The organism is Kitasatospora sp. NPDC054768, from assembly GCF_053612025.1.
In genome coordinates, this window is sequence record NZ_JBSHBN010000043.1 from 38,595 (window position 1) to 59,009 (window position 20,415).

17 protein-coding genes are annotated in these 20,415 nt (G+C 74.4%); 7 read left to right on the forward strand and 10 right to left on the reverse strand.

Annotation, left to right across the window (positions count from 1 at the left end; genetic code table 11):
• Positions 1-122: 122 nt before the first annotated feature.
• On the forward strand, positions 123-1,184 hold the full coding sequence (locus tag ACWGKU_RS15895; protein WP_452178257.1) for a hypothetical protein: 1,062 nt from the start codon (positions 123-125) through the stop codon (positions 1,182-1,184).
• Positions 1,185-1,320: 136 nt separating this feature from the next.
• Here ACWGKU_RS15895 and ACWGKU_RS15900 read toward each other — a convergent pair whose 3' ends face one another.
• The 3 genes from ACWGKU_RS15900 to ACWGKU_RS15910 are packed head-to-tail and all read right to left on the reverse strand — an operon-like array spanning position 1,321 to position 5,278.
• Entirely contained in the window at positions 1,321-2,511 is a 1,191-nt protein-coding gene (locus tag ACWGKU_RS15900; RefSeq protein WP_452178258.1) for an acyl-CoA dehydrogenase family protein, read from the reverse strand.
• Positions 2,508-3,758, reverse strand: a complete 1,251-nt coding sequence (locus ACWGKU_RS15905; protein WP_401048904.1) for a CaiB/BaiF CoA transferase family protein — start codon at positions 3,756-3,758, stop codon at positions 2,508-2,510. Before ACWGKU_RS15905 ends, ACWGKU_RS15900 begins: the two co-directional genes overlap by 4 nt.
• Positions 3,755-5,278 (reverse strand): APC family permease, encoded by a 1,524-nt coding sequence (locus ACWGKU_RS15910; RefSeq protein ID WP_401048902.1) that lies wholly within the window; start codon positions 5,276-5,278, stop codon positions 3,755-3,757. The genes ACWGKU_RS15905 and ACWGKU_RS15910 overlap by 4 nt, the downstream gene beginning before the upstream one ends.
• Before the next feature lie 265 nt (positions 5,279-5,543).
• Here ACWGKU_RS15910 and ACWGKU_RS15915 point away from each other — a divergent pair, with 265 nt between their 5' ends.
• Together ACWGKU_RS15915 and ACWGKU_RS15920 are read left to right on the forward strand one after the other, a co-directional pair.
• Positions 5,544-6,296: a FadR/GntR family transcriptional regulator gene (locus tag ACWGKU_RS15915; RefSeq protein WP_401048900.1), complete on the forward strand. Its 753-nt coding sequence runs from the start codon at positions 5,544-5,546 to the stop codon at positions 6,294-6,296.
• Between the two features lie 51 nt (positions 6,297-6,347).
• On the forward strand, positions 6,348-7,169 hold the full coding sequence (locus ACWGKU_RS15920) for a cache domain-containing protein (protein ID WP_452178259.1): 822 nt from the start codon (positions 6,348-6,350) through the stop codon (positions 7,167-7,169).
• A gap of 40 nt (positions 7,170-7,209) precedes the next feature.
• On the opposite strand, the gene ACWGKU_RS15925 is transcribed toward ACWGKU_RS15920, so the two are convergent.
• Positions 7,210-7,944, reverse strand: a complete 735-nt coding sequence (locus tag ACWGKU_RS15925; protein ID WP_401048896.1) for a (2Fe-2S)-binding protein — start codon at positions 7,942-7,944, stop codon at positions 7,210-7,212.
• A gap of 178 nt (positions 7,945-8,122) precedes the next feature.
• Positions 8,123-8,737 (reverse strand): hypothetical protein, encoded by a 615-nt coding sequence (locus ACWGKU_RS15930; protein WP_452178260.1) that lies wholly within the window; start codon positions 8,735-8,737, stop codon positions 8,123-8,125.
• A gap of 226 nt (positions 8,738-8,963) precedes the next feature.
• Between ACWGKU_RS15930 and ACWGKU_RS15935 the strand changes: the two genes are divergently transcribed.
• Positions 8,964-10,271 (forward strand): sensor histidine kinase, encoded by a 1,308-nt coding sequence (locus ACWGKU_RS15935; RefSeq protein WP_452178261.1) that lies wholly within the window; start codon positions 8,964-8,966, stop codon positions 10,269-10,271.
• Positions 10,272-10,441: 170 nt separating this feature from the next.
• On the opposite strand, the gene ACWGKU_RS15940 is transcribed toward ACWGKU_RS15935, so the two are convergent.
• Positions 10,442-12,025: a purple acid phosphatase family protein gene (locus ACWGKU_RS15940; RefSeq protein WP_452178262.1), complete on the reverse strand. Its 1,584-nt coding sequence runs from the start codon at positions 12,023-12,025 to the stop codon at positions 10,442-10,444.
• Between the two features lie 88 nt (positions 12,026-12,113).
• Here ACWGKU_RS15940 and ACWGKU_RS15945 point away from each other — a divergent pair, with 88 nt between their 5' ends.
• A complete protein-coding gene (locus tag ACWGKU_RS15945; RefSeq protein ID WP_401046018.1) occupies positions 12,114-12,803 on the forward strand; it encodes a response regulator in 690 nt (229 codons plus the stop codon).
• A gap of 389 nt (positions 12,804-13,192) precedes the next feature.
• On the opposite strand, the gene ACWGKU_RS15950 is transcribed toward ACWGKU_RS15945, so the two are convergent.
• Both ACWGKU_RS15950 and ACWGKU_RS15955 read right to left on the reverse strand, forming a co-directional pair.
• Positions 13,193-14,842 carry a peptide-N4-asparagine amidase gene (locus ACWGKU_RS15950; RefSeq protein WP_452178263.1) on the reverse strand — a complete coding sequence of 550 codons (1,650 nt, stop codon included), beginning with the start codon at positions 14,840-14,842 and terminating at the stop codon, positions 13,193-13,195.
• A 236-nt stretch (positions 14,843-15,078) separates the two neighbouring features.
• Complete coding sequence (locus tag ACWGKU_RS15955) at positions 15,079-15,981, reverse strand: LysR family transcriptional regulator (RefSeq protein WP_452178264.1); 903 nt, start codon at positions 15,979-15,981, stop codon at positions 15,079-15,081.
• Between the two features lie 138 nt (positions 15,982-16,119).
• Between ACWGKU_RS15955 and ACWGKU_RS15960 the strand changes: the two genes are divergently transcribed.
• Positions 16,120-17,112 (forward strand): pseudouridine-5'-phosphate glycosidase, encoded by a 993-nt coding sequence (locus tag ACWGKU_RS15960; RefSeq protein WP_452178265.1) that lies wholly within the window; start codon positions 16,120-16,122, stop codon positions 17,110-17,112.
• 3 nt (positions 17,113-17,115) lie between these two features.
• A complete protein-coding gene (locus ACWGKU_RS15965; protein WP_452178266.1) occupies positions 17,116-17,994 on the forward strand; it encodes a carbohydrate kinase family protein in 879 nt (292 codons plus the stop codon).
• Positions 17,995-18,003: 9 nt separating this feature from the next.
• On the opposite strand, the gene polX is transcribed toward ACWGKU_RS15965, so the two are convergent.
• Together polX and ACWGKU_RS15975 are read right to left on the reverse strand one after the other, a co-directional pair.
• The gene (gene polX / locus ACWGKU_RS15970; protein WP_452178267.1) at positions 18,004-19,734 is read right to left on the reverse strand and encodes a DNA polymerase/3'-5' exonuclease PolX; all 1,731 of its coding nucleotides are present in this window, start codon (positions 19,732-19,734) and stop codon (positions 18,004-18,006) included.
• 76 nt (positions 19,735-19,810) lie between these two features.
• Positions 19,811-20,415 (reverse strand): sensor histidine kinase (locus tag ACWGKU_RS15975; RefSeq protein ID WP_452191455.1); only part of this gene is annotated, 605 nt, incomplete at its 5' end.

A 20,415-nucleotide genomic window follows, 5' to 3' on the forward strand; every position in this document is an offset into this window, starting at 1 on the left:
TCCGAATGATGTCGGATAGTTGTAAGCTACATCGATAGATGGTTGCATTTACCACCTGCATTGGTTGCATTTCCCACCTTCTCCTCACCGAGAGAACACCACCGGAGGACGGTACGAACGCCATGAGCACACCCCGGAACCCCGCCGCAGCGCCCACCCTGGGGCACTCGCTCAAGCACCTGGCCACCCACCTGATCACCCCGCTGCTGATGTGCCTGGGCATGGCGCTCGCCTACCAGGGCGCCTTCCACCAGCCCGAGCCGCACCACCTCAAGGTGGCCGTGGTCGGCACCACGCCGCAGGCGCAGGGCCTGGCGCAGGCGATCCAGGGCAAGGCCGGGGACGCGCTCGACGTCCGCACCGTGGACGACCGGGCCGCCGCCGAGCAGCAACTGCGCGACCGGGACCTGGTGGGCGCCTTCGTCCCGGACGCCAAGAGCCCCGAACTGATCGTCGCCAAGGGCAACTCGGACACCTCCGTGGTGGCCGCCACCGCGGTGTTCACCAACGTCACCGACAGGCAGGGCGTGCCGCTGCACGTGACCGACCTGACCACCCCGGCCAAGGGCGACCCGACCGGACAGGGCCTGTTTTTCCTGCTGGTCGCGCTGAGCATCGGCTCCTACGCCAGCGTCGCGGCGATCGGCGCGGCCGGCGCGGGGCTGAGTGTGAAGATCCGGGCACTGGTCGGAGTGGCCGTCTCGCTGGTGGTCAGCGTGATCGGGATCGTCACCGCCGGGCCGGTCTTCCACGTGGTCGACCACGACTGCGCGGCGATCTGGGCGCTCGGCTGGCTCTACTCGGCGGGCATCGTGCTGATCGGCATCGGCCTGCACAGCTTCCTGAAGAAGTGGACCACGCTGGCCCTGATGGTGCTGTTCGTGATGCTGAACTTCACCTCCTCCGGCGGCATCTACCGGCCCGAACTGCAGAACGGATTCTTCGGAGGCCTGCACGGCTTCTGGACGGGCGCGGGCTTCCTGGAGGGCGCTCGCAGCATCATGTACTTCGACGGCGGCGCGGGCCTCGGCGGGCACGTCGTGACCCTGCTGGTCTGGCTGCTGCTCGGCGGGGCCGCCCTGGTGGCCGCGGCCATGTACGAGGGGCGTGGGCGCCGTCCGGTGGAAACGCCGCAGGAGGCCGAGGAGGCCGAGGAGGAGATGGAGGAGACGGTCGCGGTCTGACCGGACTCCCCGGAGAGACTCCACCCGGCGCCACGGGCATCGGCACCGGGTGGGAACGGGGCGGCCCGCGCCCGGCTCTGGACAAGCCGGACGCGGGCCTCGGCGCGTCCCGGGGAGGGGGCGGCCCGGGGCGTCCCTACCGGTAGGCCGCCTGCCCGGTGAGCGCCTGGCCGACCACCAGCGTGTGGATCTCGCTGGTGCCCTCGTAGGTCAGCACCGACTCCAGGTTGTTGGCGTGCCGGATCGGCGAGTGCTCCAGCGAGATGCCGTTGGCCCCGAGGACCGTGCGGCACTCGCGGGCGATCGCCAGCGCCTCCCGCACGTTGTTGAGCTTGCCGACGCTGACCTGCTCGGGACGCAGCCGCCCGCCGTCCTTGAGCCGGCCGAGGTGGACGGCCAGCAGCGCGGAGTTGCCGAGCGCGAGCGCCATGTCGGCGAACTTGCGCTGGGTCAGCTGGAAACCGCTGATCGGCCGGTCGAACTGGACCCGCGAGTCCGCGTACCGCAGCGCCGCCTGGAGCGAGTCCCGGCCTGCGCCGACCGCGCCGAACAGGATGCCGAACCGCGCCTCGTTCAGGCAGGACAGCGGGCCGCGCAGCCCCTTCGCTCCCGGCAGTCGGGCCTCGGCGGGCAGCCGGACGCCGTCCAGGTGCAGCTCGGAGGTGACCGAGGCGCGCAGCGACAGCTTCCGCCCGATGTCGCGGGTGGTGAAGCCGGGCGTGCCGCGCGGCACCAGGAAGCCGCGCACGCCGTCCTCGGTGTTCGCCCAGACGGTGGCGACGTCCGCGATGCCGCCGTTGGTGATCCACGTCTTGGTGCCGTCGAGGATCCAGTCCGAGCCGTCGCGCACCGCGCGGGTGCGCATTCCGGCCGGGTTGCTGCCGAAGTCCGGCTCGGTGAGGCCGAAGCAGCCGATCGCGGTGCCGGCGGCGAGCCCGGGCAGCCACTCCTGCTTCTGCTTCTCCGAGCCCCACCGGTGGATCGAGTACATCGAGAGCGAGCCCTGGACCGAGACGAAGCTGCGCAAGCCCGAGTCGGCGGCCTCCAGTTCGAGGCAGGCCAGGCCGTAGGAGACGGCGTTGGTGCCGGCGCAGCCGTAGCCCTCCAGGTGCATCCCGAGCAGGCCCAACGCGCCGAGTTCGGGGGCGAGTTCGCGGGCGAAGTGGGCGTTGTCGAACCACTCCGGCAGGTGCGGGCGGACCCGGTCGGCGAGGAACCGGGCGACGGTGGCCTGGATCTCGCGCTCCTCCTCGGTGAGGAGGGTGGCGAAGTCGATCAGGTCGAGCGGGTCGGACATGGCGGTGCCGGTGCCGTGCGGGGTGCTCATGGGCGGTCCTCGAAGTCCTGGTCGTGCGGGGGAGGGTTGTGCGGCGGCCGGTCGTGCGGAGGCTGCTCGTAGGGAGACCCGCCGTGCGGAGGCCGGTCGTGCGGGGTGTCCAGCCAGGCGGTGAGTTCGGCGGTGTGCTCGCCGAGCCGGGGCGGGGGCAGCTGGTAGCGGGGCGGGGTGCGGGAGAGGCCGATCGGGTTGGCGACCAGGTCCAGCGGGCGGCCGTCCGGGCCGGGCAGCGGTGCCCGGGGCCGCAGGCCGAGCGAGTCGGCGAGGTCGAAGGCCTCGGCCAGGTCGTTGACCGGGCCGCAGGGCACGCCGAGCGGGGTGAGCACCGCGAACCACTCGGCGGCGGTGCGGCGTTCGAGCCGGGCGGTGAGCTCGCGGGCCAGCACGGTGACGTGCGCGACCCGGTCGGAGTTGGAGGCGAAGCGGGGGTCGGCGGCCAGCTCGGGGGCGCCCACGCCCCGGCAGAGCGCGGCGAACTGCCGGTCGTTGCCGACCGCGACGACCAGCGGGCGGTCGGCGGCGGTGAACAACTCGTAGGGGGCGATGGACGGGTGGCGGTTGCCGAGGATGCCCGGCACCGCGCCGGCCAGGGTGTAGCCGGCGGACTGGTTGACCAGGCCGGAGAGCAGCGTGGAGAGCAGGTTCAGCTCCACCAGCTGGCCCCGGCCGGTGGTCTCGCGCTCGCGCAGTGCGGCCAGCACGCCGACCGCCGCGTGCAGCCCGGTCAGCACGTCCACCAGTGCGACGCCGGTCTTCACCGGTTCGCCGGGGGCCGGGCCGGTCACCGACATCAGACCGCCGACGGCCTGCACCAGCAGGTCGTAGCCGGGCAGTTCGGCGCCCTTGCCGGGGCCGAAGCCGGTGATCGAGCAGTAGACGAGCCGCGGGTTGAGGGCCTGGGCGCGGTCGGGGTCGAGGCCGTGGCGGGCCATCGTGCCGGGGCGGAAGTTCTCCACCAGCACGTCGGCGCGGCGGACGAGTTCGACGGCGCGGGCATGGTCGGCCGGTTCGCGCAGGTCGAGGGTGAGGGAGCGCTTGTTGCGGTTGACGGAGAGGAAGTAGGTGGCCTCGCCCTGGGCGTGCGGCGGGCCCCAGGCGCGGGTGTCGTCGCCGGTGCCGGGCTGCTCGACCTTGATCACGTCGGCGCCGAGGTCGGCCAGCAGCATGGTCAGGTAGGGCGCGGCGAGCACCCGGCCGAAGTCGGCGACCAGGACGCCGTCCAGCGGGAGTCCGGTCATGCCCGCCCCCGGGCCGGTTCGGCGGAGGTGGCCCCGGGCGCGGCCGTCGCGTCGCCCGAGGGGGCGTCGCCGCGCAGGTGCGGGCGGGCCAGCAGGAGGTAGAGGCCGCCGGCCGCGAGCACGACCACCGCCGAGAGCAGCACGAGGTAGTTGTCGTACCAGGCGGCGTCCGGGGTGCGGCCCCAGCAGATGTTGACGATCGCGGCGACGCCGTAGACCAGCGCGCCGATGTTCACCGCCAGGCCCCAGCGGCCGAGCCGGAAGTCCCCGCTCGGGCGCCAGCCGCGCAGCCGGGCCCGCAGGGCGGCCAGCACCACCATCTGGAAGGCCAGGTAGATGCCGATGCTGGAGAAGGAGATGATCTTCGTGAGGGCGCCCTCGGAGAGCGCCGAGGCACCCACGATGATCACACCGGGCAGCGCCGCGGCGAGCAGCAGCGCGTACGGCGGCACCCGCAGCCGGTCCGAGACGGTGGCCAGCAGCCGGCTGCCCACGATCATCCGGTCCCGGGCGAAGGAGTAGGCGAGCCGGCTCGCCGCCGCCTGGAGGCTGAGCACGCAGGACAGGAAGGAGATCAGCACCACGCCGATCACCACCCGGGCGCCGACCGCGCCGAAGGCGTCGTGCAGCACCTTGGCGACCGGATCCTTGTCGTCGCCGGAGACCACCGCGCCGATGTCCTGGATCGACATCACCAGGGCCAGGCTGACCCCGATCGCCGCAGCGCCGCCCACGTAGATGGTGCGCCGCATCGACTTGGGGATCTGTCGACCTGGGTCCGGCACCTCCTCGGCGACGTCGCCGCAGGCCTCGAAGCCGAAGAACAGGAAGACCGCGATCAGCCCGGCGGCCAGGAAGGCGTCGGCGTAGTCGCCGTCGCCGCCCGCGCCGAAGCGGTCGAGGACCACGCCGAGGCCGTGGTAGCGGTGCGTCAGCAGCAGCCAGGCGCCGACCGCCAGGGCGCCGAGCAACTCGGCGGCGAAGCCGAACACGGCCGCCGCCGACAGCACCCGGGTGCCGCCGAGGTTGATCACGGTGGCGAGCGCCAGCAGGCCCAGTGCGCACCAGACGGTCGTCGCGGTGCTCGGCTCGACGCCCAGCAGGGCGGCCACGTACGGGCCGGCGCCGTAGGAGACGGCCGCGATGGTGGACATCAGTGCCAGCAGGTAGGTCCAGCCGGTCAGCCAGCCCCAGGTGCGGCCCCAGAGCCGGCGCGCCCACGGGTACACCCCGCCGGCCACCGGGAACTGGGCGACCACCTCGCTGAACACCAGGGCCACCAGCAGCTGGCCGAGGCCCGCGATCAGGAAGCTCCAGACCATCGGCGGCCCGGCGGTCTGAAGTGAGGTGGCGAAGAGTGTGTACACGCCAACGACGGGGGAGAGATAGGTGAAGCCGAGCGAGAAGTTCGCCCAGAGGCTCATGTCGCGCTTGAACTCGGAGGTGTAGCCGAGGGCGGCCAGCCGTTCGGCGTCCGGGTCGGGGGAGTGGACGGTGGCACGTGCACTGGCATCGGTCATGACCTGCTCCTGGGAACGTGTCGTGATGCGTGGGGGAGCACTGCGGGGTGCGGCTCGGGCCGAGGTTGCGGGAAAACATACGAGATTGAGTTTCTAGGGGCAAGAGTGCGCGTCGGACCTGGAGGTACCCTGCGGGAAACATCCGGTCGGGCAGTGATCGGGCAGTGATCGGGCGAGGATCCGGCGGCGATCCGGCGGCGATCGGGCAGTGATCGGGCGGCGATCCGGCGAGGATCCGGCGACGGCGATCGGGGAGGGGAACGGCGTGACGACCATCGGCAGTGCGACCCCGCTGCTCAGTGCCGTCCTCGCGCCGCTCGCCGACCTCGGCCGCGCCGACGCGGTGGCCCGCCGGATCACCGAGGCGATCGCCCTCGGACTGGTCGCCGACGGGGACCAGCTGCCCAGCGAGAACGACCTGGCCGACCAGCTCGGCGTCGCCAACGGCACCGTCCGCGAGGCCCTCGCCCTGCTCCGCGAGGCCGGACTGATCGAGACCCGGCGCGGCCGCAACGGCGGCAGCTTCGTCCGCATCCCCGCCGAGGGCTCCGAACACCTCCAGCTCGCCCGGCTGCGCGACCTCGCCACCGTCGACCTGCGCGACCTCGGCGACGAGGAGCTGGCCGTCTTCGGCACCGCCGCCCGGCTCGCCGCCGAGCGCGCCCCGGCCGACCTCGGCCCCCGGCTCACCCGACTGGTGCACGACCTGCGCGACGCCGCCGGGCCCGCCGAGCAGCGCCGCGCCGACGCCCGCTTCCACATCGAACTCGCCGTCGCCGCGCAGTCGGTGCGGCTCACCCAGCTCGCCGTCCGGCTCCAGGCCGAACTGGGCCCGCTGCTCTGGCTGCCCGCCCCGCACGGGCCGGACCAGGAGCGCTTCGCCGAGCAGCACCGGGAGATCCTGGTCGCCGTGCTGGCCGGCGACGCGGCCGGCGCCCGGGCCGCCGCCGAGACGCACGCCGTGGCCTGCGTGCACCATCTGGTCCGGCGGCACCTGGAGTTGGCGGACGACGGCTGAGCCGGGGCCGCGCCACCGTTCCCGGATCCCTCCCTCGCCGCCGGAGCCGTCATGACCAGCGCGTTCAGCACCACCCTGCCCGTGGCCCGATCCGCCGGTGTGCCGGTTGCCGGTGAGTCCGCCGCCGGCGGGCCCGTCCTGGGCGGGCCCGCCGCCGGTGACCCTGCCGCCGTCGAGCGGTGCGCCCGGCAGGTCGCCGCCGCCGTCGACGCGGTGCTCGCCGAACTGGACGGCCTGCGGGCGGCCGCGGCGGGCTGCTGGGCCCGGGCGGCCGCCGAGGGGCGCCGGCCCGCCGTGGCCGAACTCGCCGTGGTGCACGGGGTGGTGAGCGAGTTGCTGGCGCGGCCCGGCTCGCGCTGGTTCGGCTGCGGAGCGGTCGTGGCACCCGGCGCGCTCGCCGACGCCGACCTGCACGTGGAGTGGTGGTGCCGCGGTGCGCGCGGGGCGGGGGAGCGGCGGTTGCGGCTCGCGCTCGACCCGGCGGACGCCGAGTTCTACGACTACCGGGTGCTGCCCTGGTTCGCCCGGCCCCGGGACGAGGGGCGGGCCGCGGTGGCCGGGCCGCAGGTCGACCTGCTCTGTGCCGACCGGTACGTGCTGTGCTGCGCCCGGCCGGTGGTCGTCCCGGGTGCGGGCTTCGTCGGGGTGGTGGCCGGGGACGTCCCGCTGGCAGTGCTGGAGCGGCTGCTGGTGCCCCCGCTGCGGGCGCTGTCAGGCGACGCGGCGCTGCTCGACGGCGAGGGCAGGGTGCTGGCCGCCACCACCCCGGCCCTGCCGGTGGGTTCGCTGGCGCGCGGACTGCTCGCGGACCCGGCGTCCGAGCGGGCCGGGGTGCCGTCCGCGGCGGTGGACTGGGCGGTGGTGCGCGGCTGACGGCGGCCGGAGATCTGTATGACCTTCATTTGTGAAGGTATTACTCGTTCCGCTTCCCGCGGCCGGGCGGCGTGCTGAAGCAGCAGTCCCCGCAGAGCCCGGCACCCGGACCCACCCGGTAGTAGAGGCAGCAGCTGTTCCGCCGGAACGCCGTGCCACCCGGCCCGGCGCGCAGGATGCCCGACCCGGCCAGTGGCGGACGGTCCAGCAGCTCCGCGGCCAACGCCCGTGCGGCGTCCGGCGCGTGGGCGTCCAGCACCCGCAGCGTCCCGGCCAGTGCGGAGGCGGCGTTGCCGAGCAGCAGACGGCGGGAGAGCGGGGCGGCGGCCCGGACGGCCTCCGCCAGCGGCGTCAACTGTCCCAGCAGGACGGCCTCGTGGAGCTGGTCGGTGAGCGAGCCGGCGTCCGGGCGGGCGGGCTCCGGCGGTGCCCACAGGTCGAGCGGGCCCTGGTCCGGGATCCGCACCCAGGCGTGCTCCAAGGTCGGGACCGTCCCCAGCAGGACCGCCGAGCCCAGCCCCACCGACCAGAAACGGGCGGCCAGCCCCAGGTGCAGGATCGAGGCGGCGACCCGGGGCTCCCCGGTGCCGAGCCGCTGCGCCACCACCCGCAGCCGCGCCGCCAACGGCGCGTCCGGTCCGGTGCCGTACAGCTCGGCCAGCGGCCGGAAGCCCTCCGGCGGCCGGCCGGCCGGCGAGGTGTCCAGCGCGAAGTACGGCCCGACGGCGGCGAGCCGGGCGTAGTCGGGCGAATGCCGGTCGGGCGCGGGGTTCAACGGCCCTCCCCTGTCAGGTCGTTGAACCCCGCGCCCGGCGGTGGCGGAGCGGTCGGACGGTCGAGGGACAACGGGGCCTCCAGGTCTGCGGGTGCTCGGGTGGCGGTGCGCAGCCCCGGCCGTCGCCCGGTCGGCCCGGGAGGCCCTGACCGGTCCTGTCGGCCCGGTCGGTCGGGTGTCAGCTGCGCACGGAGAAGTCACCACTGGTCGCGCGGATGAACGGTACCGTGCCCTGGCAGTCCGACACCGGCTGGCCGAGCGCGCCCCAGACCCAGCCCATCCGGTCCCCGCGCCGCCCGTCGTCCTCCACCGAGAGCGAGACCTTCCGGCCGATCAGCTCCAGGCCCGGGAACCACGGCGCGTCGCCCTTGGTGACCACCCCGGTGGCGATCGCCTCCCGGCCGCCGACGGCCAGACAGGTGATGTCGCCCTCGAAGTCGGCGACCAGCCGGCCGTCGGTGTGCACGTGACGGACGTGGAAGTGGCCCGTGGTGCCGCGCGGATCGGTGTTGGTGGTGGCACGGGCGTCCACCGAGATCCGCACCGGGTCGCCCTCGAAGCCCTGGAACCCGGTGGTGAGGACGGTGTTGCCGGTGCCGCGTACACCGACCGGCCCGAAGTCGCCTGCTGGGGCGGCCGGTTCCGGGGCGGTGACCGGTGCGGCGGGGGCCGGTTCCGGGGCGGTGACCGGTGCGGCGGGGGCCGGCTCCGCGACGGCGGCCGGTGCGGCGGTGGCGGCGGTCGCGGCCAGCAGGAGCAGCGAGAGTGCGGCGGTGGCGAGGCGGCGGTTCATGGCGGTTCGGGTCTCCTTCGGCGCGGGTGTTCACGGGTGACTGTTCCCGTGCGGGGGCCGGCGTGGGCGTCCGGTTCGGGTGTCCTCTGCGGGTGTTCCGATGCCACCGATCATGCTCCCGCCCGGTCGCGCAGACCTCCTGCTGCGGAGGGGAGTTGACGGCGGACCGCTCCCTCCTGAGGAGGACCGCGCCTCCCCCGGGAGAGCTGCCCGTAGGCTCGGCCGGGTGCCCACCGACTCTCCCTTCGCTCACCCCGAGCCCGCACGGCCGCGACCGGCCCGGATCCGTCGGCCGCTCGCCGCCGTCTCCGCGCTCGCCCTGCTGGCGCCCGTCCTGCTGGCGCAACCGGACGCCCGGGGAGCGGCCGCGCTGCTCGCCCTGACGGCGGTGCTCGCCGCGGTGGCGGCGCTGCTGCCCTGGCCCGCCGGTCGGATCACGCTCGGTGCGGCCGCCGGAGCGGTGGCCGGGGCCTCGCTGCTGGTCGACGCGGTCTACCCGGGGCCGTACCGGCTGCCCGCGTTCTGGCTGCCGTTCGAGTGGCTCGCCCTGCTCGGACTGCTCTTCCGGGCCGTTCGGCGGCTGCCCGACCGGTCGGCCGGTCCGGTCGGCGGGCTGGTGGGGCTGGCGGCGGTGCTGCTGCCGCTGCGGTTCGCCCTGCGGACGCCGCAGGGCGGTGCGGCCGGGCCGGTGGTCGGGGTGCTGCTCTCGCTGCTGCCACTGCTCGGTGTCGCGGCGGCGGCCCTCTACCTGCGCGTCCTGGACGCCCGCCGGGAGCGGGCGGTGGCCCGGGCCCGGCGCCAACAGCGGCTGGAAGTGGCCCGGGGACTGCACGACTTCGTCGCCCACGAGATCACCGGCATCGTGCTGGAGGCCCAGGCCGGCCAACTCCCGGGCCAGGAGCCGGAGGAGACGACCGCACTGCTGCGCCGCCTGGAGGAGGCCGGGCTGCGGGCACTGGACTCGATGGACGAGATGGTCGGCGCCCTGCGCGAGCCGGGCGGCCGGGAGGGCCGGGAGGGCCGGGAGGGCCGGGACGGCAAGGGTGGCAAGGGTGGCAAGGGTGGCAAGGACCTCAAGGGCGACCGCTCCGACGGGTCGGACCGGGCGGGCGGAGCGACCACGCGTCGGCTGGGCCTGGCCGACCTCCCCGAGCTCGTCGCCCGCTTCGGCACCACCGGCGCCCTGCGCGCCACCGTCGAGCTGGCGCCCGGCACCGCGGGCCGGCTCTCCGCCGAGGCCGAGGCGACCGCGTACGCCGTGGTCCTGGAGGCGCTGACCAATATCCGCCGGCACGCCCCGCAGGCCACCGAGGTCACCGTCCGGGTGGCCCCCGGTGAGCGCGGCGCCGTCGAGCTGACCGTCACCGACGACGGTGGCCCCGCCCGCAAGCCGCTGCTGCGCCGCCGCCCGGGCACCGGTGGCACCGGCCTGGCCGGACTCACCGCCCGGGCCGCCGCCCACGGGGGCTCGCTGACCGCCGGCCCGGGCACGCCCGCGGGCTGGCGGGTCGGCTGCTCCCTGCCGGGGCGCTGAGGCGCGCCCCGCGGCGCCGATCCGATCGAGTCGGCGCCGTGTCCGTGCGCTGTGTCCGTGCACCGCGTGCGCGTGCGGCGGAGGGGCTACCGGGTGGGGCGGGCGTACGGGCGTACCGGAGGTCTCCGCCGGTCGGACGGCTGCCGCCGAGTACGCCCGGTGGCCCCGCCCTAGTGGCCCCGGCCGCCGCCGCGGGTGCCGCGCGGGCGGGTCAGGGTGAAGCGGTCGACCGGGACGAGGTCCCCGTACGGGCCGCTGACGGAGTAGTAGGTGACGCCGATGGTGGTCTGCCCGTTGCGGCCGCCCGGGTCGACGTCGAAGGAGGCGAAGCCGTACGGGTTGTCGGCGTCCCGGAAGGCGGACCAGGGGGCGTCCTCGATCACGTACACCGGCGGGCGCTTGCCGGTGGCCGGATCGACGGCGCCGACGCCGGTGATCACCCGCGCCTTGGCGGGGCTGAAGAAGAGCTGGTTGGACGGGGCGGAGGTGCCGCCGCCGCCGATGACCATGTGGACGGTGCCCTTGGTGGTGTCGATGGTCTCGGTGCCGGTGGAGACCGGGATCGGCGTGCGGGTGTCGGTCGGCTGCTGGCCGCGGATCGGGTGCGAGCGCTCGTAGTGGTGCTCGTGGCCGCAGACCACCAGGTCCACGCCGTACTTGTCGAACAGCGGTACCCAGGCCTCGCGGACGCCGAGGTCGGCGCCGTTGAACCTGTCGGCGGTGGAGATCACCACCTGGTGCATGCAGACCACGATCCAGTCGATCCCCGGGTCCGCGTTGGCCGCGATCAACTCCCGCTCCAGCCAGCGCTGCTGGGCGCCGCCGGAGTAGCCGTGGACGTAGCTGTTGCCGCCGTCCTGGTAGGCCACGTCGTCGTTGTTGAGGCTGATCACGCGTACCGAACCGACCGTGAACGAGTACCACAGGCCGTGGGTCTCCGCGTCGGAGCGGGCGTCCGGCAGCTCGAAGTACGCCTGGTAGGCGCCGTAGCCGATCGGGCCGTTGCCCTTCTCGTTCTCGTGGTTGCCGGCCGCGGGCATCCAGGGGCGGTGGCGGGCCGAGCGGCTGTTGTTCTCGAACCAGTCGGACCAGGTGCGGACCCGGTCGGTGGCGATGTTCGCGTAGCACAGGTCGCCGTTGAGCAGGTGGAACAGCGGGGCGATCCGCTCGACCCCGGCGGTGGTGTCGCCGGCGGCGGGGCTGCCGAGGTTGTCGTTCACGTAGCCGTTGGCGGTCTTCCTGCCGAGGGTGGGGGTGCCCTGGTCGCCGAAGCTGGTGAAGGTGAAGGCGGACCGGCCGCGTGGTGCGGTGCGGACGGTGCCGAGCTCGGGGGTGGTGCCGTCGTGGACGGCGGCGTAGACGTAGTCCGTGTCGGCGTGCAGGCCGGTCAGCCGGGTGTGGTGCACCTGGACCTCGGTGCCGGAGGCGGCGTCCCGGTAGGTGCGGGTCGAGGCCTGGACCGTCCGGCCGAAGCCGTTGTTCGAAGTCCCGTACATCACACGCGGGTTGCCGACGGACCTGGTGGTGTGCCAGGAGACCACCACCTCGCGCGAGGCGTCCGAGCCGAACTGGAGGTGCAGGCCGGCCACGCGGGGCGCGCCGGAGCGGTCCGGGCGCTGCCAGAGCACCGGGGAGGCGGCGGCGGGGGTGGCCTGGACGCCGGCGAGGGACACGGCACCGCCGAGGCCGACGCCGGTCGCGCCGGCCAGGAGCCCGCGCCTGCTGACGGAGGGACGTCCACTGGAATCGTTCATGGCGGCCAGCTCACCGGACGAAGGTGAACCGGGCCGGTTCCACCGCGTGAACTTTCCCGTCCGCCACCCGTGCGCCACACTGCTGGGCGTGACGAGTGCGAACGGTGGGGGCCGGCGGGTGATCCGCACCCTGATCGCCGACGACCAGGAGGCCGTCCGGCGAAGTGTCCGGCGGATCCTGACGGCCCAGCCGGACATCGAGGTGGTGGGCGAGGCGGTGGACGGGCTGTCCGCGCTGGAGCTGGCGGCCGAACTGCGGCCGGACGTCGCGCTGGTGGACATCCGGATGCCGCGGATGGACGGACTGGAGCTGACCCGGCGGCTGGCCGGGCCGGACGTGGCGGAGCCGGTGCGGGTGGTGGTGCTGACCACCTTCGACCTGGACGAGTACGTGTACCCGGCCCTGCGGCACGGGGCGTCCGGCTTCCTGCTGAAGCGTTCCGGCCCGTCCCTGCTGGCCGAGGCGGTACGGGCGGCGGCGGACGGGGAGAGCCTGATCAGTCCGTCGGTCACGGTCCGGCTGCTGCGGCACGTGACGCAGCCGCTCCGCCCGGAGCGCCGGCGGGCTGCGCCGGTGGTGCCGCTGACCGAGCGGGAGGTGGAGATCGCCGGGCACGTCGCGGCGGGCCGCACCAACGCGGACATCGCCGCGGAGCTGTTCATCTCGCCGGGAACGGTGAAGACCCACGTCGCCAGCATCCAGCGCAAGCTCGGGGTGGCGAACCGGGTCGGGATCGCGGTGCACGCCTGGGAGATGGGCTGGGCGGGCGCGCGGTAGCCGGGGCGCGGGAGGTGCGGCGCGGGGACAGGACACGGGAGGCGCGGCGCGCGGGAAAAGGTGCGCGTCCACGGGCCGAGGGGATGCTCCGTGGACGCGCGGAACCTACGAGGTGGGGGTGGCCTCCGGACGTGACGTCCTCCGGCCGGTAGTTCGATCGTCGACCGAGGTAGTCCCAGCGGCAGACCCTGATCCGTCTCGATCCGTCGCCACTGCCTCCTGCGGTCGAACTTCCTTCAGCTACCTCGCAGGTCCACCTCCCATCATGCGCCTCCTACGGGCCGTGCACCAGGGGTGAACGGTATGAATCCGACCAATTTCGCAACTCGGGCGTCGACGTGCCGGCGAGCGGCGGCGACGTGCCGCAGAGGCACGGCGAGCGGCGGCCGTCAGGGCCGCGGCCAGCCGTCCACGAAGCTCAGCGTCCGACGGTACGGCCCCTCGGGCCCGGTGCTCCGGTACTCCTCGGCGCTGCTGCCGGTCCGGACGGTGCGGTCCCCGTCGTGCCGCGTGGCGGTGGGGCGCAGGGTGTGGTCGACGGTGGAGCGCTCGGTGACGTGGCCGCCGGTCGCCGCGGTGGTGTCGCGGTGGTAGCCGAGGTCCATGGCGGTGGTCTGGTCGGTGTTGCCGGCCGCGTCGCGGCTCACCCGGTAGCTGACGTCCAGCGGTTCGCCCTCGTGGACGGTGGTGGTGCGGTGCGGGCCGCCGCCCCAGGTGGCGGTGGTGCGGGTGAGGTCGGCACCGTTGTGCAGCGTCACGTCGTTGCCCGCGTCGCGCAGTCGCTGGGTGGAGCGGAAGGCGAGTTCGTCGCGGACCTCGGTGGTGATCCGGCCGTGCGAGGTCTGCACCCAGCCCCGGGCGAGGTCGTTCCGGGCAGCGGTGACCGTCCAGTCGCCGCTGCCGCCGCCGTGGTCGGCGAGGTCGGTCGCGACGGTGGCGTCCGGGGCGACCCGGTGGTCGGTGAGTTGTCCGGTGGTGCGGGCGGCGCCGTGGTCGGTCTCGGCGAAGAGGTTGACCTGGCCGGTCCAGGCGTCGTTGCTCTGCGCCTCGGCGGTGTTCAGGGTGACGCCCACGGCGTGCGGCCGGCCGTCCAGCAGCAGCCCGACGTACGGGGTGAGGTCGAGCCGGTAGGCGGGCAGGTCGAAGGCGAAGACGCCGGGCACGGGCCGCCAGAGCAGCGGGTCCCAGCCGCCGGTGTAGATCACCGGGTACGGCCAGACCGCGCCGGCCACCCGGCCGTCCACGGTCAGCCGCAGCTCGCGGAACGGGCCCTTGCCGCAGATGCCGGTGCCCGGGTTGGCGGCGGCGAAGGCGTCCGGGGCCGAGGCGTACGCGAACTCCTCGCAGGCGCCGCCGCCCCGGGCGTAGACCTCGGCGGTGAGGCGTTCGAGGTTCTGCGGGAAGGTGAGGTCGCGCCCGGCGGCGGGGGAGGTGCTGGTGAGCCCGAACGGTCCGGTGGTGAGCAGCCGGTCGGCGGCGCGGGCGGCCGGCCAGTGGGCGTCGGCGGTGTAGAAGGTCAGGTTGGCGCTGATCGTGAAGACGCCGGTGTAGGTGGCGTCGGTGACGTTGGCGAGGTCGAAGGAGAACTCCTGCGGGCCGCCGGTGAAGAGCGGGGCGTAGCGGGTGACGTCGTGCTCGACGTTCCAGGCGATGCCGTCCTTGGACGGCTCGGGGGTGGAGGAGAGCAGCACCTGGACGCCGCCGACGCGGACGCTGAAGATCCGGTCGAACTGCCGTCCGGCGACCTGTCCGTGGAGGTCCAGGACCACCGCGGACCAGGGGCCGGCGCAGTCGGCGGGCGGGGTGAGGGTGGTGGTGTACGGGGTGTCCGGCGGGTTGCCGTACCCGTTGCGGAACTCGCGTTCGTGCATCGCCTCGACGGTGCAGGAGCGGGTGTCGGGGCGGGTGAGCGGCTTGGTGGCGGTGACCGGGTCGTGGTAGTCGGTGCCGAAGTCGGCGTGGGCCGGGCCGGCGGCGGTGAGGGTGCCGGCCAGGGTGAGGACGGCGGCGCCGATCAGACCGGCGGCGTGGCGGAGCAACGGGCGCAGGGTCAAGGCGGGTTCCCGGGGTTCGGCGGCCCGCGGGCGGGTGCCGCGGGCCGGTCGGATGATCCGGGAATCCTTCCGGTGGTGGCATGCCAGCGTCAAGGATTCCGTTCGGTCGGACCCGGACCCGGACCCGGACCCGGACCCGGACCCGGACCCGGACCCGGACTCGGCTCGGACCCGGCTCGGACCCGGCTCGGACCCGGGCTCGGGCCGCGCGACGGGGCGGGTCAGACGTCCTCCAGCTCCGCGGCCTCCTGCCGGATCAGGTCCCGCAGCGAGGCCAGCCGGGGCCGCCGGTCGTCCGTCCGCCACTGCATCTCCAGCGGAAGGGTGGCCCGCCCCTCCAGCCGTACGGTGGCCACGTCCTCGGTGAGGTGGCCGGTCATCGAGCCGGGCACCAGCGAGAAGGCGCGGTTGCGGGCGAGCAGGTAGAGCCGGGAGCCGACGATCCGCGGCGGGCTGACCAGCACCGGCGGGTCCACGCCGTGGTCCGCGCAGAGGCCGAGCACGTGGTCGTAGTAGCGGGGGTGCTGCTCGCGCGGCCACAACAGCAGTGGCAGGTCGCGCAGTTCGGCCAGGCCCAGGCTGCTCCGGCGGGCCAGCGGATGGTCCCGGCCGAGCGCCACCAGGACCGGCTCGTCGGCGATCCGCTCCAGCCGGTAGCCGGTCACCTCGTCGAGGAAGCGGCCGAGCCCGATGTCGGCCGGCTCGGCGGCCAGGGTGGCGGAGACCTGCCCGGTGTCCACGGCGAGTTCGGTGGTGTCGAGCGCGGGAAGCTCCTGTTCGGCCCGGCTGACCACGGCGGGCAGCAGCCGGTTCACCACGCTCGGCGAGGCGACGATCCGAGCGGTGCCCAGCCGGGACTCCTCGTGCAGCCGTACCCGGGTCAGCAGCGTCTCGGCCTGCCGCAGCAGTCGGGCGCTCTCGGTGGCCATCACCTCGCCGGCCTCCGTGAGCGCCACCGAGCGGCGGCTGCGGTCGAACAGCTCGACGCCGACGGTCCGCTCCAGCCGGGCGACCTCCTGGCTCACCGTCGGCTGCGAGATGTGCAGCCGCTCGGCGGCCCGCCCGAAGTGCAGCGTCTCGGCGACGGTCAGGAAGACCTGGAGCTGACGCAAGGTGAGACCCATGGTTGTCAGGGTGGACGAGCCAATAGGCGCAGGCCTATCGGAAACCTCAGGACTCATTCTGGATTCCGACGCGAGCCGTCCATACGCTGAGCAGCACGTTGCCCCACCGCAGTGGCAACCTCACAGAGAGTTCGCATCATGACCGGACTTCGCCCCACTGCTCCCGCCGTCCAGGTCTCCGAGGAGGTCGCCCGGGCCCTCGCCGAAGGCCGGCCGGTGGTCGCCCTGGAGTCGACCATCTTCACCCACGGACTGCCGCGGCCGCGCAACCTGGCCGTCGCGCTGGAGGCCGAGCGGCAGCTGCGGGCGGCGGGCGTCGTCCCGGCCACGATCGGGGTGCACGCCGGGGTGCCCACGGTCGGGCTGAGCACCGAGCAGATCACCGAACTGTCCGCCGTCGACGGCCTGGACAAGGTGAGCCTGCGCGACCTCCCGGTGGTCGCCGCGCTCGGCCGGCACGGCGGCACCACCGTCGCCGCCACCGCCTTCCTCGCCCACCGCGCGGGCATCCGGGTCTTCTCCACCGGCGGCCTCGGCGGCGTGCACTTCGGCGCCTCGGAGAGCTTCGACGAGTCGGCCGACATGACCACCCTGGCCGCCACCCCGGTCACCGTGATCAGCGCCGGCGTGAAGTCCATCCTCGACATCAGGGCCACCCTGGAGCGCTTCGAGACCTACAACATCCCGGTCATCGGCTACCGCACCCGCAAGTACCCCGGCTTCTACGTCACCGACTCCGGCCACGAGATCAACTTCAGCGTGGAGTCGCCCGAGCAGGCCGCCAGGATCATCGAGTCCCGGGACCGGCTCGAACTGCCGCAGGCCGTCCTGATCGCCAACCCGGTCGACCCGGCCAAGCAGCTGCCGCCCGAGGAGCTGGACGGCATCCTCGCCCGCGCCTGGGCGGAGGCCGAGCGCCGGGGCGTCACCGGCAACGCCTCCACGCCGTTCCTCCTCGACTTCATCCAGCGGGACACCGGCGGGCGCAGCCTGGAGGTCAACGTCGAGGTGTACCGGGGCAACGTCCGGCTCGGCGGAGAGATCGCGACCGCGCTGGCTGCGGGGGCCGGTGCCGGTGACGCCGCAGCGGGTGACGCCGCTTCGGCCGTCGTCGCCGACGGCGGGGCCTGAGCCGTGCTGGGGGTGCTTGGCGACCTCGTCGAGGACATCGTGGTCTGGGCCGACGGCCCGCTGCGGCACGGCACCGACTCCGGTGCCCGGATCTTCCGGCGGCGCGGCGGCAGCGCGGCCAACGTCGCCTGCTTCGCCGCCGGGCAGCACCCCGCCCGCTTCCTCGGCTGCGTCGGCGAGGACGCGGTCGGGGACGGCGTGGTCGCCGAACTGGCCGGCCACGGCGTCGACGTGCGGGTCTCCCGGCGCGGCCGGACGGGCAGCGTCGTGGTGCTGATCGACCAGGACGGCGAGCGGACCATGCTGCCCGACCGGGGCGCCGCCACCCTGCTGGAGCGGGTCCCGGACGAGTGGCTGACCGGACTGACCCACCTTCACGTGCCGGCCTACTCCTTCGACGGAGAGCCGGTCGGCGGTGCGGCGGTGGACGCGCTCGCCCGGGTCCGGAGGGCGGGCGGCACCACCTCGGTGGACGCCTCCTCGACCGGCATGCTGGAGCGGTTCGGACGGGAGCGCTTCCTCGGTCTGCTGGCCGAGTTGGCGCCGACCTTCGTGTTCGCCAACCGCTCCGAGTCGGAGTTCCTCGGGCTGCTGGTCGGCGGTCTGCCCGGGCCGGAGCGCGCCCGGCTGGCGGCCACCACGGTGGTCACCAAGGCGGGTGCCGAGGCGACCGCCGTCGACGTGCCCGGCGAGCCGCTGGTCATGGTGCCGGTGCCGCCGGTGGCCGAGGTGCGCGACCTCACCGGGGCCGGGGACGCCTTCGCGGCGGGGTTCCTGGCCGGCTTCCTGGACACCGGGGACCCCGGGCGCGCGGCCGGGCTCGGGCACCGCAGCGCGGCCCGGGTGCTGGCCTCGCCCGGGGCCTCCTGCGGCGGGGAGTGACGTTCGGGGCTACCCGGGCACCGCGTCCTTGCGGAGGAAGTGCTTCAGCTTCTGCCAGGTCCAGGTGTTGACCACGTCCTCGGCGGTGAGCCAGCCGCGCTGCGCGGTGCCGATGCCGTAGCGCGGGTAGCCGAGCTGGCCGGTGGCGTGGGCGTCGCTGTCGATCGCGAAGCGCACGCCGTGCCGCCGGGCCCGCAGGACGTCCTCGTCGCGCAGGTCGAGCCGCTGCGGGGAGCTGTTGATCTCGATCGCGGTGCCGGTGCGCGCGGCGGCCTCGAACACCGCGTCCAGGTCGACGTCGATCGGCCCGCGCCGGCCGATCCGGCGGGTGGTGAGGTGCCCGATGACGTGCACGTACGGGTTCTCGCAGGCGCGGATCAGCCGACGGGTCTGGGCGGCCCGGTCCAGGGTGAAGTGCGAGTGCACGGAGGCCACGCAGACGTCGAAGCCGGCCAGGAACTCCGGTGGCCAGTCCACCCCGCCGTCCGGGCCGATGTTCAGCTCGGTGCCGTGCAGCAGGCGCAACTTCTTGTGCCGGCCGGCGAGTTGCCGGAGCTGTTCGCGCTGGGCGAGCATCTTCTCGTCCGTCATCCGTTGCATCACCAGGTCCGGGGCGTGGTCGGTCACGGCGAAGTAGGAGTAGCCGCGGGCGGCCGCGGTGTCGATCATCTCCTCCAGGGTGGCCAGCCCGTCGGTCAGGTCGGTGTGGGTGTGCAGGTCGCCGCGCAGGTCGGACTCCTGGACCAGGTCCGGGAGTCCGCCGTCCAGCGCGGCCTCGATCTCGCCCCGGTCCTCGCGCAGCGGCGGCGGGATCCACGGCAGTCCGAGGGCCGCGTACACCTCGTCCTCGGTCTCCGAGACCACCTTGGCGCCGCCGTCCACCTCGAACAGCCCGTACTCGGAGAGCTTCAGCCCGGCCCGGACGGCCATCGTGCGCAGCTTGATGTTGTGCGCCTTCGAGCCGGTGAAGTAGACCAGTGCCGCTCCCCAGTCCTCCTCCGGGAGGACCCGCAGATCCACCTGTACGCCCTGGGTGGTACGGACCGAGGTCTTGGTGCTCCCGCTGCCGATCACTTCGGCGACGGAGGGGAGTCCGGTGAGCGCGGCCATCAGCGGGGCGGAGTCCTCGGCGGTCGCGAGCACGTCGATGTCGCCCACCGTCTCGCGCATCCGGCGCAGCGAGCCCGCGTACGCGCAGCGGGTGCAGCCGGGGACGGCGGAGAGCACGGCGACGAGTTGCTCGGCCAGCTCGGTGGCGGTGTCCAGCAGCGTGCGGCCGCCGGACTGCCGCATCAGCTCGATGCCGTGCAGGATCTTCTCGCCGCTGCGCTCGCCGAAGCCGGGCAGGTCGGCGAGCCGCTCCGCGCGGGCGGCCGCGGCGAGTTCGTCCACCGAGGAGATCCCCAGGTCGCGATAGAGGGCCAGGGCGCGCTTGGGCCCGACACTGGGGACGGCCATCATCTCCCGGACGCCGGACGGGATCTCGGCGCGCAGCGCCTCCAGGGCGGGGACGGTCCCGGTGGCGAGGTACTCGGCGATCTTCTCGGCCGTGGACTTCCCGACGCCGGGGATCTGCTGCAGACCCTTGACGTCCAGGCCTGCCAGGTCCCCGGGGTGGCCGCCGACCGCCCGGGCGGCCTTCTCGTAGGCGCGGGCCCGGAAGGCGTCCCCGCCGGTGATGTTGATCAGGTCGGCGTACTCCTGGAGCAGCTCCCTGACCTGGTCGTTGAGCCGGGGCATGGGGCAAGTCTAGGTTTCGTGGGCCGAATCCGCCGGGTGCGTGCCCCGGTCCGGCCCCGGACGCCGCGGTACTCCGTCAGTCGTACGCGACGGTCAGCAGCAGGACGACGGTCAGCCCGCCGCCGGGGGTGGGCTCCACCGCGAGCCGGCCGCCGGCGGCGTCGACCAGGCTGTGCAGGGCGGGCCCCACCACGCCGTCCGTCCGGACGCCGGCGATCAGCCGGTCGCGCGCCCCGGTCGGCTCGGAGGAGCCCCGGTCGCAGACCCGGATCTCCACCCTGCCGCGGGTCGCCGCCGCCCGTCCGGACGCCCGCGGTGCGGACGCGCCACCCGCCACGTCGGCCCGGACCAGCACCCGGCCGCCGGGCGGGCTGCGCCGGATCGCCTGGTCGACCAGCCCGGCGACGGCGGTCTCCAGCCGGCGGGCGTCCCCGGCCACCACCGGCAGCCCCGGCGCCACCCGGACCGTGACGGCCGCCGCCCGGCCACCGCCGCGCACCACCCGGCGGACCAGGTCGGCCACCTGGACATGCCGGGCCGTCGGCTCGCAGCCGTCCTGCCGGCCGGTCCAGCGCAGCCGCTCCAGCTCGGTGCGGGAGAGCGACCTGGGCGCGGCCATCACGCCCGGTGAGAACGGGCCGAGGCCCTCCTCGGCCTCGGTGGTCGCCAGTGCGCCCGAGC